This is a genomic window from Streptosporangium sp. NPDC000509 (assembly GCF_042898365.1).
Taxonomy (GTDB): domain Bacteria; phylum Actinomycetota; class Actinomycetes; order Streptosporangiales; family Streptosporangiaceae; genus Streptosporangium.
The window spans coordinates 393547-408663 of the sequence record NZ_JBIAYX010000004.1 but is presented as its reverse complement, the minus strand read 5'-3'; the positions used below and the strand labels follow the sequence as shown (position 1 = coordinate 408663).

Here is a 15117-nt window from a genome sequence, read left to right as displayed (position 1 = left end):
CCTGTGGGTTCTGTCTGGCTCGGATATTTAGGTTCCGCGCCAGTTTGGGGTGTTTTCGCCGGTGAGGCGTCGGGTCATGGTGTCGATCATGGCGAGGTGGATCATGGCTTCGGATCTGGTGGGCAGGGTTTCGTAGTCACGGGCCAGGCGGCGATGCTGCATGAGCCGGCCCAGGGTGCGCTCGGCGACCCATCGGCGCGGCAGGACGGTGAACCCCCGAGCAGCGGGGTCTCGGGGCACGACGTGGGCGTCGATGCCGAGGGTGGCGGCATGGTCGATGAAGTGTGCGCGTTGGTAGCCGCCGTCGACCCAGGCTTTGCTGACGGTGGGATGGCCGGTGGCGAGCCGGTCGAGCAGAGAGATGCCGGCGGCTGAGTCCTGCACTCCGGCGGCGGTGACCACGACGGCGAGCAGCAGCCCGAGCGTGTCGGTGGCGATGCTGCGTTTGCGGCCGATGATCTTCTTGGCCGCGTCCGTGTCCTGGCCGGCGACGGGGACGTTGGCGGAGGTCTTGACGCTTTGTGCGTCGATCACGCACGCCGACGCCTCGAAGTTGCGGCCTTCGGCCTGGCGCACCAGGCGGCGCGGCAGCCCGTTCAGCTCGGTGAACACCTCTTCGTCGCGCCAGGCGGCGAAGTACCTCCTGCACCGTGGCCCAGGGCGGGTGGTCATGCGGCAGGTAGCGCCAGGGGATGCCGGTGCGATCCATGTACAAGATCGCGTTCATGATGGTGCGCAGATCATGCTCGGCAGGCCGTCCGAAGCCTGGGGCGCCGGCCTGACGGCGGGCGCGCCAGGCGATCAGGAGGGGTTCGATCAGCTGCCGGCGGGCATCGGACAGATCGCTGGGATAGGGGGAAGGTCCAGCCATGGAATGGCCTACCGCCTACCAGGCCGTCGAGCCCAGAGGCTTGCAGGTCACGACAGCGAACTACAGCGCCATCGCCGGCCACAAAGAACTCACCATGGATCATCGTGGAACCAGACAGGATTAAGAACTCCTAACAGAATGAGGCTGGCCGAGTCCGCGAACATGATCGGTCGTTGAACTGGATGTGAGGTAGGGCGAGCAGCCACCGTGGATCGTGCCCGATGGGCTCTGGCAACGCATCGAGCCGTTGCTTCCGACGATCGAACGCCGCTACCGCAACCCCGGGCGCAAACGGATCGACGACCGCAAAGCACTATGCGGGATCTTGTTCGTGCTCTACACCGCGATCCCGTGGGAGTTCTTGCCCCAGGAGCTGGGGTTCGGCTCGGGGATGACCTGCTGGAGACGACTGCGCGATTGGCGCCAGGCCGGCGTCTGGAACCAGCTCCATGAGTTGCTGCGGGTCGAGTTGCATGCCGCTGACCGGCTGGATTGGTCCAAGGCGGTGGTCGACAGCTCCCATGTACGAGCACTCAAGGGCGGCCCAAAACCGGCCCGAGCCCGGTCGATCGAGGCAGGACCGGCTCGAAACACCATGTGATCACCGACGGGAACGGCATCCCGCTGGCGGTCAGTCTCGGCGGCGGCAACCGCAACGACATTCTGCAGCTCATGCCTCTCATCGAGGCGATCCCGCCGGTCCGCGGCAAGGTCGGCAAGTCCCGCCGACGTCCCACGGCGCTGTATGCCGACCGCGCCTACGGTCACGATCGCTATCGTCGTCAGCTGCGGGAGAAGAGAATCGAGCCGATCATTGCCCGCCGAGGAACTCCGCACGGCTCTGGCCTGGGTGTGCATCGGTGGGTGGTGGAGCAGACGCTCGCCCTGCTGCACTGGTTTCGTCGGTTACGCATCCGCTGGGAGATCCGCGACGACATCCATGAAGCCTTCATGATCCTGGCCTCCGCCATCATCTGCTGGCGCCGCCTCAACCACTGATCGCATTCTGTTAGGAGTTCTAAAGCCATAGATCGCCGGCACATCCACCCCACGCACCACCACAGATACCGGCTTCCCAGACGTTCCATTCTCCGCGCCCTTCACTGCTCGCAGAAACAAGCACAAAACCCTTCATTTATGAGCCAAACGCTCACTGAGTGCTGGGTGCACCCCGCGCCGGTGCACTCCCGTACGGGGCGAGCGGTCAAGTGTCAGAGGGATCGCCCCAGGGTTCATGGACGCCGATGCCGTCCACCTCCTTCAGGCACTGTTACTCGTCCCTCAAGAGGCCCGGCTGAGGGCACATCGGGGGCACATCGCATCTACGGACGGTGGCAGACAATGTCAAGCAATGAGAGCGTTCTTGCAGCTCAAGGCCTTGATCGTGGGTTCCGCCGCAGATCAGGGGCAGGCCGAATCAGAACCCGGCCTACAGGCCGACTCGTCCGCCCTCTCCCCTTCCGAGCTGCGGTGAAGCCTCAATTGCACGGTTGCCCAGGTTAAGCACTAGGTTCCGGGCCTGCTGGACCACCCGAACGGCGGTCGGATCGGCGGTGACGCAGTCATGGTTGCGATGCGTCCGTTCCAACGAGGCGGATCCCGTCACCGAGCCTGAGCTGGAGTGGCATGGTGAGTCTCGCCGTGTTCTGGGCCACCGGAAAGCCCTCCACGCTCCACGTTATGCTCGCCGTGCAGTCGCCCGCGCGCAGGCTCATCAGGCGACCGTTGCGAATGCTCGCCTGGAGCAGGCCGACGCCGAACTCCAGGTCGATGCCGAAGCCGATGCGGGCCACGTACTGACCCTCGATGTATACGTCGACGTAGGGGGCGTGCTTTGACGTGATCGTGTGTCCGTCCAGGCGCACTATTTCGGTGCTTCCGGGTTGTTCGACGCTCCTGCGTGCGGCGAGCCCCAGCTCCCGGTACTGCAGCCAGCCGCCGAGCAGGACCGTGCCCAGTTCGATGCCGCGCAGCAGTTCGCCGCCCGCGTCGGCGACCCTGCCGTTGAGCGCGCCGCGGAAGGCCGAACCCGCTCGCTGAGGGCCGTCCTCGACCCGCTCAAGCGTGCGGTGCGTGTCGAGGGCCCGCGACAGCTCCGCCGTCGCGTTTCCCGGGTCCGGGAAGAGCAGGAGATCGGCAGTGCCCGGCTCGGTTTCGATGTGGACTGTCACGATACGACCTCTCTTAGTTCCTGGCGGCCGGGGTCCGCGAACAGTTCCACCCGGATGTCCGGCACCGGGGCGGACGGGGCCGCGCCAGGCGGCGGAGAGCCGGTCAGGTGAATCTCCAGGCGCGGGGTGGGATCGGGGTGCGGATCGCAGTGGATCGATGGCACCCGCTGGGGCTGGGTTTGGGTCGGGACCTGGGGATACGGCTTGGTTTGGGACGGTGGCCGGGGCTGGACCTGGTGTGGATCGCTTGTTCGCACGGTAGGGCGGGCCCGCAGGGTTCGGGCGACGAGGACGAGGATGAGGACGATTGCCAGTCCTGGGAGCACGATCCCTACGAGCGCTACGGGGATCAGCGGTGAAGAGGAGCCGTTGTCGGTCCCAGAGGGCTCTCCAGGGACCGTCTCACCCGGGTTCGGCCCCGGGTTCGGCGGCTCCGTCACCGCCTTCTGCAGCGACACCGTCACGGTCGCGCCCTCGGAGACCTGGCTGCCGGCCACGGGATCCTGGCTGCGGATCGTCCCCGTCTCGGGCGAATCGGGATCCACGCGGAGCACCAGGCCGACCTCCGAGAGCTGCAGCCTGGCCACTGCCGGGCCGAGTCCGATCAGCGACGGCACGGTCACCTGGGTCTCCGGTCTCACTGGCGGTGGTGCAGGAGTGGTGATCTCGGGCGGGGGTGGATTCGGGGAGACCAGGTCTATTCGCACGGTCGTGCCGAAGCTCACCAGTTGGTCCGCGGGCGGATCCTGGCCGGCGACCTTCCAGTCGGCGCTCGCGCTCGCCGGCTGCGGGTTCTTGCCCAGGCCGGCGGCGTCGAGGACGGTTTCGGCGTCGGCGCGGGAAAGATTTCGCACATCTGGGACCTTCGGGCCGACCTCGAGGATGACCGTGTAGACGACGTTGTCCCGGGCGGCGATGCCACGGTCCGCCGAGCAGTTTTCCACCACGTAGTCGATGACGTAGGACGTCGAGGTCGGCAGGAGGGTCTGGGGAATCACCTGAATGTCGATGTCCGCGCCCGGCACGTTCAGCAGCGTGTCTCTCGCCACCTGGAGCTCCTGACGCCGTACGTCGGGTGGCTTACAGCCGTCGGGCACGGTCGGCGTGGGGGACGGTAGCACCGGGCTTGTGAACACGGCCAATGACACGGCGAGCATCGAGAGGTGGCGAAGCATCGGTTACTCCGCGGGGGGTGCGGTCATGACGCCCGGAACACGGCTGGTGCTTGACATTCGATTCACTCCCCTTGAACGAGGTCACTTACCCAGAGCGATGACGAGGAAGAAGAGCACGATCAGCACGGCCACCGCCACGACCGCCCACTTCACTTCTCCTCCCGAACCTGCCGAGGTGGCCGGCACCGGAGGCGTGGCAGTGATCGGGGCCGGTGTCACGGCCGACTCGCCCGTCGGCCAGGGCTTCTTGATGAAGCCGTCCACGTTGACGTAGAGCCGCTCCCCGATGACCATCCTCGGCCACACCGCGGCCGCCTCTCGGAGCCGTTCCCGCACACCGGGCGGCGGCAGGGTACGGCTGCACTCGATGAGCGTGTCGGCGAGGGCCGACGGCATGACCCTTCGGAGGACCACCGGATCCGGCTGCCAGGTTTCGACCGTCTCCTGGACGCAGCGCACCACCGCCCAGGCGAACTTGTAGTGATCCGAGGTCACGTCGAAGGCCACCCCACGCCGCTCCACCGGAAGCTTCCACTGTTCCGGGTCGACAGGAGGCATCGCGCCCTCACCCATGAGCGGCACGCAGGAGTCGCAGTCGAGGAGGTACACCTTGGGGCGCGGATCGATCGTGAAGACGGCGTTGCGCAATTGCAGATCCCCGACCGCGTACCCGTGCTGGTGCAGCCAGGTGACGGTGTCCAGCAGCTCACCGAGCACGGCCAGCTTGTACGGCGGCTCGTAGTAGGCCTTCTTCACCTCGTACCGTTGCGCGATCCGCCTCGCACGGTCCGGGCTCCGGGTGAGCTCGTCGAGGTGACGCGGGGTCTCGGTCGCCTCACCCGAGCCGGAGGTCCGCTGTTCGAACATCGACCTTTCGGCGAGCCTGATCAGGATGCCCTCGGCCCTGGCGGGCGTGCCGACGACGGCGATCGGCCAGGCGCACCTCTCGTCCAGCACCGCACGCTCCTCGTCCGGGAGCTCCCTGCGCCAGCGGATCATGGAATGCAGCGCGGGGACGCGCACCTCGTCGGCGGTCTCGGACCTGTACCTCTTGAACAGGTAGGTGCGCCGGTCGGGGGCGATGCAGAGCCGCAGTCCGTCCGTCTGCCCTCCGTCGCGGAGCGCCGGCCCCTCCCCGGTGAATGTCAGCTCGCCGACGTGGACGATCATCGGAAGATCCGTCACGGCACGGCCGTATCGTGGCGTCCGGCCCAGATCGCGACCACCGTCCGGTCGTCGTCGAAGGTGGAGAGGCGGAAGTCGACCTCCCGGACGAAGTCGACCAGGCTCGGGGGGGTTCGCCAGGTCTGGGACAGCCGCTGGGCCAGCGGGGTCCGGCCGCCCGCGACGCCCGCGGCGAAGCCGTCGCTGCTGAGCACCAGCAGGTCACCCGCGCGCCACGAGAACATCTGGACCTGGATGTCGGCGAGGTCGCCCGGGATCGCCGCCGTCACGTTGTCGCCTCCTCCTCCCTCGCCCGCCAACGCCTGCCACCGGCCGCCGGTGACGAGGATGGCCGGGGAGTCGCCGACGGCGGCGCACACGGCTTGCCCCTCTCCCTCCGAAGGGAGGACGGCCACGGTCAGAGTGGTCCCGGGTCGTGCGGAAGGGGTGCGTTCGGTATTGGTGCCCGGCCGCGGCACGCCCAGGGACTCGGTGGTCCGCCGGACCGTGTCGGACACGTGGGCGAGCACGGATTTCCAGTCCCAGCTCTGCGGGCGTTCACCGGACCGCAACGCGGAGTCGATCCCGTCCAGCGCGGCCCTGACGGCGGCCGTGGACGCGATCTCCGCGTGGCGCGCGCTGCCCAGGCCGTCGGCCACGACCGCGATAACCCAGCGCTCGTCGCCGCTGAGCCGCACGCCGTACGCGTCCTGCCGGGTCTCGCCGCGGAAGCTGTGCGTGCGGCCCCGTACCGTGGCGGCGCGCACCGTCGTGCCCTTGACCAGGCCTCCGTCGAGTGCGAGCCCGGCATCGGCCGAGGTGGTGCTCCAGGGCAGGTGCACGGCGATCCGCCTGGGCTCGGGACCGACGACCACGCGGGTGTCCTGCGTGACAACGGACTGCGGCGCGTCGGGGGGCGCCACGTGCGGCCGCCTCCCGCCACGCGCGGCGGTCGTCGCGGGACGCCAGCCGAGGAGGTAGAGCGCGGTGAACGCTGCCGCCCCGCCCAGCAACAGGGCCAGGATCGTCTGTTCCAGAGGGAACCCGGACGACGTCGACACGTTGTCGCCCGCCCAGTCCCTCGCCACGTCGGCCGGTTTCTTCCCGTTGTTCCTCACCTCGGTGAGCAGACGGTCGACGACCTGCGGGGTGAGTACGTCCGTCACCTCCTGGAGCACCCGCTCGGCCTCAGGAGCCCTCTCGGTGACCTGGTCGCCGGCGAACACGCTCAGCGTCCGGGGAGGCAGGATGTTGTCCGGGTCTTCGAGCGGGACGAGGTCCCCCTTCTTCGAGCCGGCCGGGACGATCGCGCCTCCCGTGAAACCGGACTGTGTCAGGGCGGTGGCGTCGAAGTCCGCCTGACCGCTGACGGCGAGTCCCCGGTCGGTCAGTGCCCGGTCGAACACGCTGAACTCCGGCGGGACCAGGACAGTGACGCGGGTCGTATCGTTCTGGTACTTCTGCGCGAATTCGGCAACCGTCCGGACGTCCCGCTGCAGCGAGGGGGACACGGCAAGCACCGCGCGGCTCTGGATCGCCGTCCTGCCCACGAGCGTGTGCCCGGGGAGGGCTGTGGGGAGTCGCTGGTCGTCCGGCGTCGACGGGGCCGGCGACGCGGCCATGAGCACGTCGAGGTCGTAGTCGATGGCGACCCGTGCGTCGCCCGGCTGCTTCGTGTAGTCCGCGACCCTGGCCACCTTCTTGGCGACGCCGTCGACGCCGGCCCGGTCGAGCGCGGCGGCGTAGATCTCGGCCACGAGCTGTTCACGCTCTCCCGCTCGCGCGTTGACGATGATCTGCCGTCCCGAGTCGCCGGACCCGCCGCAGCCGGCGACGGCGAACCCGATGACGAGGGTGGCGACCGCGCTGGTACGGATCCGGCCCGGTGGGCCCATCAGGAGCCTCCGCACGGGAGCCGGCGCATGCCGGCCGGAATCGGGATCACGAAGTCGGAATTCCTGATCGAGCTGCCGATGCTGTCCTGGACCGCCTGGGCTATCGCCGCCACCACCTTGACCGCCTGGATCGACTCGTCCGCGACGTACGCCAACGGGTTGTTCCGGAAGGATGTCGCCACCTGGCAGAGGGTCTGCTCGGTGACCTGGCCGAAGCCCATCGCCGTGATGTGCGGGCGGTGCGGGAACGTGGGGTCGGTCAGCCTGGCACGGGCGGGCAACCAGACCTCGGCAGGCTGGCGGCCTTTTCCGACGAAGGGCTCGCCGTCGGTGATGAAGAAGACCACCGGGGCCTTGAGCTGGTACTGCCCGGCCAGGCGGGCGCAGTCGGCCTGGATGAGCTGCCGCAGGGTCAGGAACACCTGCTCGTAATTGGTCTGACCACCCTTGGGCAGCGCGGGGATGTTGCTCGCGTCACAGGGCCGGGTGAGCGGGAGCACCACGTCGGCCCTGTCATGGAAGGCCACGATGGACACGTGCGCGGCCTCGCTCACCCCCGGATCACCGGCCTCGAGCTGAAAGAGCAGCTCCCCGACACAGTTGGAAAGGATGTCGAACGGAGTCTGCCTGCCGTCCTCGCGGGGGGCGTGCATCGAGTGGGACACGTCGCACGTGATGTAGAAGGGAAATGCCCTTGGAAGGGCATAATTGTAGGTGGGCTCCGGAGAATGCGACACGGCGACTACTCTCCTCAAGATCGCTGACGCGGACGGCCCGAGGTACGCGATACGGGCCCCCTCATCCCATTAGATACGCCGTGAAGGCCTCAGCATTACTCATTTTTGGGAATTAATGGCTGCGGCACGGTGACAGACTCCGACAACGCCGGTCTGCAGGGTCGGGAGCCGGTGAGGTTCGTCGTTTTTCTTCGATGATCCATTCCAGGTCGAGCGCATGGTGTTTCCTCGGTGCTCCCGCGCCGGGTCAGACTCCAAGAGCGTCAATACCTGTGAAGACGACTCCCGTACCGCCTGCTCCGAGACGCCTCACCAGGCGATACGGGCCAATCTGCGGCGGATCTTCGGCGGTGAGCGGTCGGAGAGCGGCGGTTGCCGGCATGTGCTGGTTCACCGGGCTCCGTTCAGGAGGGAAAGCGCGGCGAGTGCCGGCCACTCCTGGGAAAGTTCAGAGGTGTTTTATCCCATCCGGCTCTCTCGTGTCGAGCGAGAATCATGCAACTTGCGAAAATTTGCTAGATTTGCACTATAAGTCCGAAATTAGCCTATTTCGTGTGTGTCTTCATGGGGCTCCACAATCCATCGGTCAAAGGGGGGAGATCTTTATGTGTCCCTCTGTGCCTGCTGTCTCCCGTTGGTGAGCATCCCTGCGAACTGTTGAGGTTGTTGTAAACCAATGAGCCGAGGCGGCTGTCTTCTTGTTGCATGTGTCGTGCGGCGCACGTGGTAAAGGAGGGCGCGACGATGGAGTACCGGGACACTCCCGAGGCCCTGGAGTGGCACCAGCCGATTCACGCGAGGGCGGCAGCGGGCTGAGCCGGATCGCGCATCTGGCCGGCACCGTCACACGATCAAGCCCCCCGTGCCGCAGTTGTTCCGACGTCGCGCCCGATGCGGCACCCGGTACGAACTCCCTCTGCACGCGTCCAAGGCGACCTGTCGCGGAAAGCGGACCGCGTGACTGAGCACGCGGTCCGGGATGTGGCTCATCGCGTCATGCGGAGGCCGCGTCGGAGTGGACTCCCCGGTCAAGCAGGGCGTTGATCATCTCCTGGAGTTGGTCGCGTCCGACGGTGCCGAGTGCGCCGGTCAGGGCCTGGGCGAGCTTGTCGAACGGGTCGTCCATCGGCAACTCCTTCACTTTCTCGGCCAGTTCCTCCACGCTCCACAGCCCGTCTTTGTGGATGTGGCCGCCGAGGGACCAGCCGTGGTTGACCGTGACCGTTCCGCCTCGTACTGACAGCACCTGGCCGGTGAACGGGCAGGCTGTGCTGGCCAGGTAGGCGGCGACAGACGCGCCGGCGGCTGGGTGCAGTGGGTCGAACCGGCCCGGCGGTGGTTCCTGGCTCATACCGGGAACGGCGACGGTGAGACGGGTGCGGGCCATCGAGGGGGAGATGCAGTTGACCCGCACGCCGTATCGGCCGAGTTCGAGGGCGGCCACGGTGGTCACCGCCGCGACTCCGGCGTTGCCCGCCGCATAGGAGACCTGCGCGGGCAGCGGGTTGAGCAGCCCGGAGCCGGAGGAGGTGTTGACCACGGCGCGGTCGGTGTGGACCCCTGCCTGATACCGGTCGCGCCAGTGGCGGGCCGCCCAGTGTGTTACCGCGAAGGTGCCCTTCAGCTTGACGGCCACGACGTCGTCGAAGTCCTCCTCCGACAGGTCGGTCAGGCCCATGTTCCGTTCGATGGTCGCGTTGTTGACCACGACGTGCAGGTCGCCGAAGGACTCCAGGGCCGTCTGCACCATGTGGCGGGCGCCGTCCCAGTCGGCGACGCTGTCGGTGTTGGCCACGGCCTGTCCGCCGCGGGCAGTTATCTCTTCGACGACCTTCGCGGCCACGCCGGCGTCGCCGCCCGTGCCGTCGATGGCGACGCCGGGGTCGTTGACGACGACCTTGGCGCCTTCGGCGGCGAAGAACAGCGCCTCTTCCCGCCCGATGCCTCGCCCTGCCCCGGTGATGAGGACGACGCGTCCGTCCAGACTTCCCATGAACGATCTCCATCCACTCACTACAGTCTATGTATCAATGCACAGTATGCATCAATGCGGAAGATGAACTAAACTGCCCCGCGTGGTGGAAAAACACGGACTGCGAGAGCGCAAGAAGCAGCGCACCCGGCAGGCATTGATCGAGGCGGCGGTGCTCCTGTTCGAGGACAGGGGCTACGACCACGTGACCGTGGCCGAGATCGCCGATGCCGCGGAGGTGTCCCCCCGCACCTTCTTCCTCCACTTCCAGGCCAAGGAGGATGTGCTCCTGGCCAATGCCGACGTGCGCGTCGATCTGGCGCTGCAGGCGATCGCCGAGCGCCGCGCCGGGGAACGGCTGCCCGAGGTGCTGGTGCGGGCGATGGACCAGATGATCGCCAACACCTGGGACAGCGACCTTCCCAGCGGGCTCGCCGCACTTCGCGCGCGGCTGGCGGCCTCGGTGCCGGTGTTACAGGCCCGGCTGCTGCAGCGTTACCTCTCCGCGCAGACCGAACTGGCCCAGGCGCTGCGGCGGGCGTTTCCCGACAGACTCGACACGATCACCGCCTCCGCCCTGGTCGGCGCGATGGTGGGCGCGATCAGCGCATCCGCACTGACCGCGCTGCAGCGCGGCGACGGTCCCGACGAGGTACGGAACGCCATGCGGCAGGCCATGGCCCTGGTGGCGCGATCCGTCACCTGACCCTGTCCACCCCAGCCGTGATTCGTTCAGAACCGCGCGATCGCCGGTGTCCGACTGCTGGGGGAGGCTCACTTCGTTGCTCCGCGTCAGGGCTCCCTCAACGGACTTGTGTGACCTGCGGAAACGTTAACCGCCCGGCCTTGGGGGAAGCTCAGGACGGACAAGAGGAGGGCGCGCTGGGCGGCGGGGTCAGCAGGCGGTGTCAGTGGCCGGCAGTTCACCGGTGGTGAGGTAGCGGGTGACCGTGGCGTTGAGGCAGACGTTCCCGTAGTGCGGGAACGGGGCGTGGGTGTGGGCGTCGATCGTGACCAGGCGTGACCCGCGGATGCGCGCGGCCACGGCCCTGCTCACAGACGGCGGCACCGCCACGTCCCGCAGGGCCGCGACGACCAGGGCGGCCGGCGCGCGGTTGCCGTCGAGCCGCACCGGTTCGTCCTTGGCGGGCGGCCAGAACGCGCATGGGTTGATGTTGGCGTTGGCCGGGCCGAACAGCGGGTGGCGGTCCCGCTGGGAGGCGATGTCGCGCAGGTAGACACGCGGGTCACGCGGCCAGGGGGCATCGGCGCAGCGGTAGGCGATGTTGGTGGCGGTGTAGTGGTCGGCGGGCACGCCGGGCACGCCTTCGGGCCGCGGAGGGCGGATGGGGAACGGCAGGAACGGCTCCCGTCCGGCCGCGACGGCGGCGAAGACCGCGGCGACGACGCCGAAGGCGCGCTCGTCGTAGATCCCGGCCACCAGCAGGGCACCCAGCTCGCCGACGGTCCAGGCGTGACCCCCGATGACGATGGGCGCTCGGGTGGCCCGGTCGAGGATCCCGGTGAGCGTGGCGTGCACCTGTGCGGTGGTCTCCCCCAGACCGTATTCGGAGTGCCGCCGGGCGACCCAGGCGGCGAGGGCCACCGTTCCCTTCTCGAACGCAGGGGTGCGGCCCATCTCGTAGGGCCGCCAGATCGTGTCGGCGTTCACCGGGCTGTCCAGTACGAACCGGTCCACGCGACGGGGGAACAGCGTGCCGTAGACGGTGCCGAGCAGCCCCGCGTACGAGCCGCCCAGGTAGGAGATCTTCTCCTCGCCGAGGGCCGCGCGGATGAGGTCCATGTCGCGGGCGGCGTTCGCGGTGGTGGCGTGCGGCAGGGCCCAGCCGGAGGCCCGTACGCAGTCTTCGGCGTACCGCCGGGCCTCGGCGGCTTCGGCGGGGAGGCGTCCGGGGGGCGCGGGGCGTACCCAGAACCCGCCGGGCTCCTCCTCGGGCTGCCCGCAGCCGATGGGTGTGCTGCGCTCGACGAATCTCATGTCAAACCCGACCAGGTCATACCGGGCACGGATCTCGGGGGACAGCGCCGGGGCGAGGCTGACGGGCAGCGGGACGCCCGGCCCGCCGGGGCCGCCGCCGGTGGTGAGCAAAACGCCCCGGCGCCGCGCCGGGTCGGTGGCGGGCAGCCGGGAGATGACGACGGAGATGGTGCGACCGTGCGGGCGGCGGTGGTCGAGGGGGACGGTGACCCGTGCGCATCGCAGGTCCGGCGTGCTCACCCCGGCGCACGCCTCCCACCGCAGTCCCTTGCCCCCGGTGGCGGTACCGGGTGCGGCGACCGCGGGGGAGGTCAGGGCCGCGGCGGCGACCGGTGCGAGCGCGGCGGCCGTCACGGCACGGACGAGGCGTCCGACCCGGCCCCGCCCGCGTGCCGGGTCGGCCGGGACCGCGCTCGTGCCGCCCCCTCCCGCGGCGCGCGGCTCGGCCGGAGCGCGGCCCTTTGTGCGTGCACGTTCGCCGGTCGGGGCTTTCCTTACGAGCATGGGTCTCCCTGCCGTGAAGGGCGGTTCGCGAGCGCTGCCGCGTGGTCGAGGGCGATGCGTGAAGGGGATTACGTGGGGAGCAGGGCCAGCAGGTTGGCGGGGAAGTTCGCGAAGTCGTCGGGGCGGATGGCCCGCAGGACGGTCGCGGCGAGCACCGGGTCGTGCTGGATCATGAGGATGGCGGTGTTCGGCTGGCTGAAGAATTGCACGGTCATGGACAGCAGCTCGGTGTCACCCGAGGAGTAGACCTTGGCGGGATAGTACTTTCCGCTTCTCGACTGGTTCAGCGGCGTGTAGTACGCCTCGAACGCCGGCATGGCACTGATGTCGAAGGCGGGTTCCGGCTTGTCCGCGTTGGGATAGATGTTAATGAGTCGAGGACCCACCATGCGCATCCTGAGGATCTGCTGCAGGCGCACCCATTCGACGACGGGAAGGTAGAATTCGACCTGGTGCCCGATCTCGTGCACCACCGTCGAGATCTCGTCCATCACCGAAAGCCGCACCTTGTTGCCCACCCGTGCGGCGTTCGCCCGGTACTGCCTCACCCGGGTGCCGATCCAGAACCTGCCGGGTTCAACGGTGTCCTCGGTGACCTCGATGTTCGACACGTGCTTCTCGGGGGGCCTGCGCGACGGCTGCACGAGGGCGGCGTAGATGAGCATGCCGGTCGGCGTGTCCTTGTAGAACCGCTCGACGTGCTTGTTGAAGTGCTTCTGGGTCTTGCACGCGTCGGTGACCCTGATGTTGGGCAGGGTGCCGCCCTGGGCGCCGGAGCCGACGGCGAGCTTGTTGGCGTACATGGCCTGGACCACCGCGAGGTTCTCCAGGGCCTGGATCAGCGCGGCCTTCTCGGTCGAGGTGGGATCGTTGGGCGTGTTCACCGCGTGGAGGACCTGCTCGGCGGCCTCCACCAGGGGGTCCTTGAGCGAGCCCGGCGCGTGGTTCTGGATGAGGGCTTTCAGGTCGGCGGGGACGTCCGCGTGGTTCAGGTAGAGCCGCCGCTCGCACACGACGACGTACGAGTCGAAGCGCGCGCGCACCGCCGCGCTCACGCGCGTATTCTCGTCCTCGTCGGCGACGATGTTGTTGGCCCTCGCGTAGGAGGTGGTCGCTCTGATGGCGACCATGGACACGTAGGACAAGACCGAGCACCCGCCGACCAGGGGCGAGCATGCGTGCATCGCCGCGTCGACGTGGTTGTTCAGAACCGTCAGCGCGGGCCCGGCGAGCGTGTCGAGCTGGGGGTCCGCGACCGCCGCGCAGAAATCCGTGACCGCGGCGGTGCACACCGCGTTCTGCGTGATCCCGGCCTCCTTGACGTGGTCTTCCAGGCGCGTCAGCAGCAGCTGGAAGACGGTTGGCGCGATCGCGTCCGGGGCGCAGTTCGTGTTGGAACGGTCCCCGCGCATGCCGCTGTCGGGGGAAGGTTGGGCGGGAAACATGGTGGACCCTTTCGGGAGGGGGCGGTGGTGAGCCGGGGATCAGATCATCGCCAAAAACGAAAATGATATTTCAGCGGAAAGGGTGACTTGTGAAGCTTAAGCCGATCGTGTCGGCTCGACAATCGGTCCTCGCGGTTTGTCCGTATTCTGGCTTTTAATCAGAAAATTGCATTTAATGCCACCTTGAAGCTTTTGGGGGATGAGGTTCTTCCGCGTCACGCCCGGCTCTCAAGCATGTCCTCGAAAAGCGGGTGGCATCTCCACATCGCCCTCGCCGAAGGAGGGGGCACAGAGAAAGGTCCGTTCGCCGCGAAGAGCGCGGGACGAGGCCGCGCGGGTGATGTCGCGTGCGGCTTCCGCCTGTGGTGCGGATCTGACTGAAAGTTTCAGCCTTGACGTGCGCGGATGCCTGCCCGCGCTCCGGGCGCTGGTCGGCTCGCTCTGCCCGGTTTTATGGTGACGATCCCGAATCTCCGGCCTTTCGCGAGAGGGACACCATGGAACTCAGCGTTCGTCGTCCTGCCCAGGTTCTGCGCCTCGCCCTCGTCGTCGCCCTGGCGTTGACCGTCGGCGCGGTGCTGTTCGCTCCCACCGCGCTCGCCGCCACCTTTCGCTCGGCCACCTCCTCGGGCTGGGGCCCCAGCCCGGCTGCGGGGAAAAGCGCCGCGGAGAACAACGCCCGCGCCGAGTTGAACCAGCAGGCCGCCGCGGCGGGCGAGGTCTGCTCGGGCGTGTCCGTCACCACCAGACACCTCTACACCGCGCCCGACGGTTCGGCGTGGATCTACGAGGCGACCGCGTCGGGCAACTGCGAGGTCCCCTCGTCCACGCCGCCGTCGTACACCGTGCCGCGCACCGAGACCCAGCAGGCCGGTGGCGCGAGCCCGTCCGTCGCCGTCGCGAACGGCTCGCAGGCCGCCCGCGCGGCACTCCTGGCGGCGGGCCAGGCGTGCACGGGCTACAGCACGACGTCGTCGCTGGTCTACTCCGCGCCCGGCGGCGCGTGGTGGATCTACAACGTCACCGTCTCGGCCACCTGCACCCACTGACCGGCGGTTCGCGCCACGGCTCGGCCTTCGCCCGGTGGTGGATGGCCGGGCCGTGGTGGATGGAGGGACGGTGGCCCCAGTCCCACGCGCGCGCGCTTCGCGCCGCCACGCCCGCCCGCTGCCTGATCCCTACCG

At 68.3% G+C, this 15117-nt stretch carries 11 protein-coding genes and 1 pseudogene; 3 read left to right on the top strand and 9 right to left on the bottom strand.

The features are described from left to right. Positions 1-27: 27 nt before the first annotated feature. Positions 28-871, bottom strand: a pseudogene (locus ACFY3D_RS10490) (IS5 family transposase). A 211-nt stretch (positions 872-1082) separates the two neighbouring features. On the opposite strand from ACFY3D_RS10490, the gene ACFY3D_RS10485 reads away from it, so the two are divergent. Further along, positions 1083-1870, top strand: a protein-coding gene (locus ACFY3D_RS10485; protein WP_389977561.1) for an IS5 family transposase whose coding sequence is annotated in 2 segments (ribosomal slippage) — positions 1083-1416 and positions 1416-1870 — 789 coding nt in all. Because the reading frame shifts where the segments join, the coding sequence is not laid out codon by codon here. Positions 1871-2433: 563 nt separating this feature from the next. Here the strand turns inward: ACFY3D_RS10485 and ACFY3D_RS10480 are convergent. The 6 genes from ACFY3D_RS10480 to ACFY3D_RS10455 form a co-directional block, all read right to left on the bottom strand. Further along, positions 2434-3042 (bottom strand): hypothetical protein, encoded by a 609-nt coding sequence (locus ACFY3D_RS10480; RefSeq protein ID WP_389977425.1) that lies wholly within the window; start codon positions 3040-3042, stop codon positions 2434-2436. Beyond that, positions 3039-4091 (bottom strand): PASTA domain-containing protein, encoded by a 1053-nt coding sequence (locus ACFY3D_RS10475; RefSeq protein WP_389977423.1) that lies wholly within the window; start codon positions 4089-4091, stop codon positions 3039-3041. The genes ACFY3D_RS10480 and ACFY3D_RS10475 overlap by 4 nt, the downstream gene beginning before the upstream one ends. 207 nt (positions 4092-4298) lie before the next feature. Continuing rightward, the gene (locus ACFY3D_RS10470; protein WP_389977420.1) at positions 4299-5402 is read right to left on the bottom strand and encodes a hypothetical protein; all 1104 of its coding nucleotides are present in this window, start codon (positions 5400-5402) and stop codon (positions 4299-4301) included. Then, positions 5399-7276 (bottom strand): protein phosphatase 2C domain-containing protein, encoded by a 1878-nt coding sequence (locus tag ACFY3D_RS10465; protein ID WP_389977417.1) that lies wholly within the window; start codon positions 7274-7276, stop codon positions 5399-5401. The genes ACFY3D_RS10470 and ACFY3D_RS10465 overlap by 4 nt, the downstream gene beginning before the upstream one ends. Then, entirely contained in the window at positions 7276-7941 is a 666-nt protein-coding gene (locus tag ACFY3D_RS10460) for a VWA domain-containing protein (protein WP_389977414.1), read from the bottom strand. The genes ACFY3D_RS10465 and ACFY3D_RS10460 overlap by 1 nt, the downstream gene beginning before the upstream one ends. A gap of 1066 nt (positions 7942-9007) precedes the next feature. Beyond that, positions 9008-10006, bottom strand: a complete 999-nt coding sequence (locus ACFY3D_RS10455) for an SDR family NAD(P)-dependent oxidoreductase (protein ID WP_362900421.1) — start codon at positions 10004-10006, stop codon at positions 9008-9010. 82 nt (positions 10007-10088) lie between these two features. Between ACFY3D_RS10455 and ACFY3D_RS10450 the strand changes: the two genes are divergently transcribed. Continuing rightward, positions 10089-10691 (top strand): TetR/AcrR family transcriptional regulator, encoded by a 603-nt coding sequence (locus ACFY3D_RS10450; RefSeq protein ID WP_389977411.1) that lies wholly within the window; start codon positions 10089-10091, stop codon positions 10689-10691. Between the two features lie 189 nt (positions 10692-10880). Here the strand turns inward: ACFY3D_RS10450 and ACFY3D_RS10445 are convergent, their stop codons facing one another. Together ACFY3D_RS10445 and ACFY3D_RS10440 are read right to left on the bottom strand one after the other, a co-directional pair. Then, the gene (locus ACFY3D_RS10445; RefSeq protein ID WP_389977408.1) at positions 10881-12488 is read right to left on the bottom strand and encodes an alpha/beta fold hydrolase; all 1608 of its coding nucleotides are present in this window, start codon (positions 12486-12488) and stop codon (positions 10881-10883) included. Between the two features lie 68 nt (positions 12489-12556). After that, positions 12557-13933 (bottom strand): hypothetical protein, encoded by a 1377-nt coding sequence (locus tag ACFY3D_RS10440; protein WP_389977405.1) that lies wholly within the window; start codon positions 13931-13933, stop codon positions 12557-12559. Positions 13934-14430: 497 nt separating this feature from the next. Here ACFY3D_RS10440 and ACFY3D_RS10435 point away from each other — a divergent pair, with 497 nt between their 5' ends. Next, complete coding sequence (locus ACFY3D_RS10435; protein ID WP_389977402.1) at positions 14431-14982, top strand: hypothetical protein; 552 nt, start codon at positions 14431-14433, stop codon at positions 14980-14982. Positions 14983-15117: the final 135 nt, after the last annotated feature.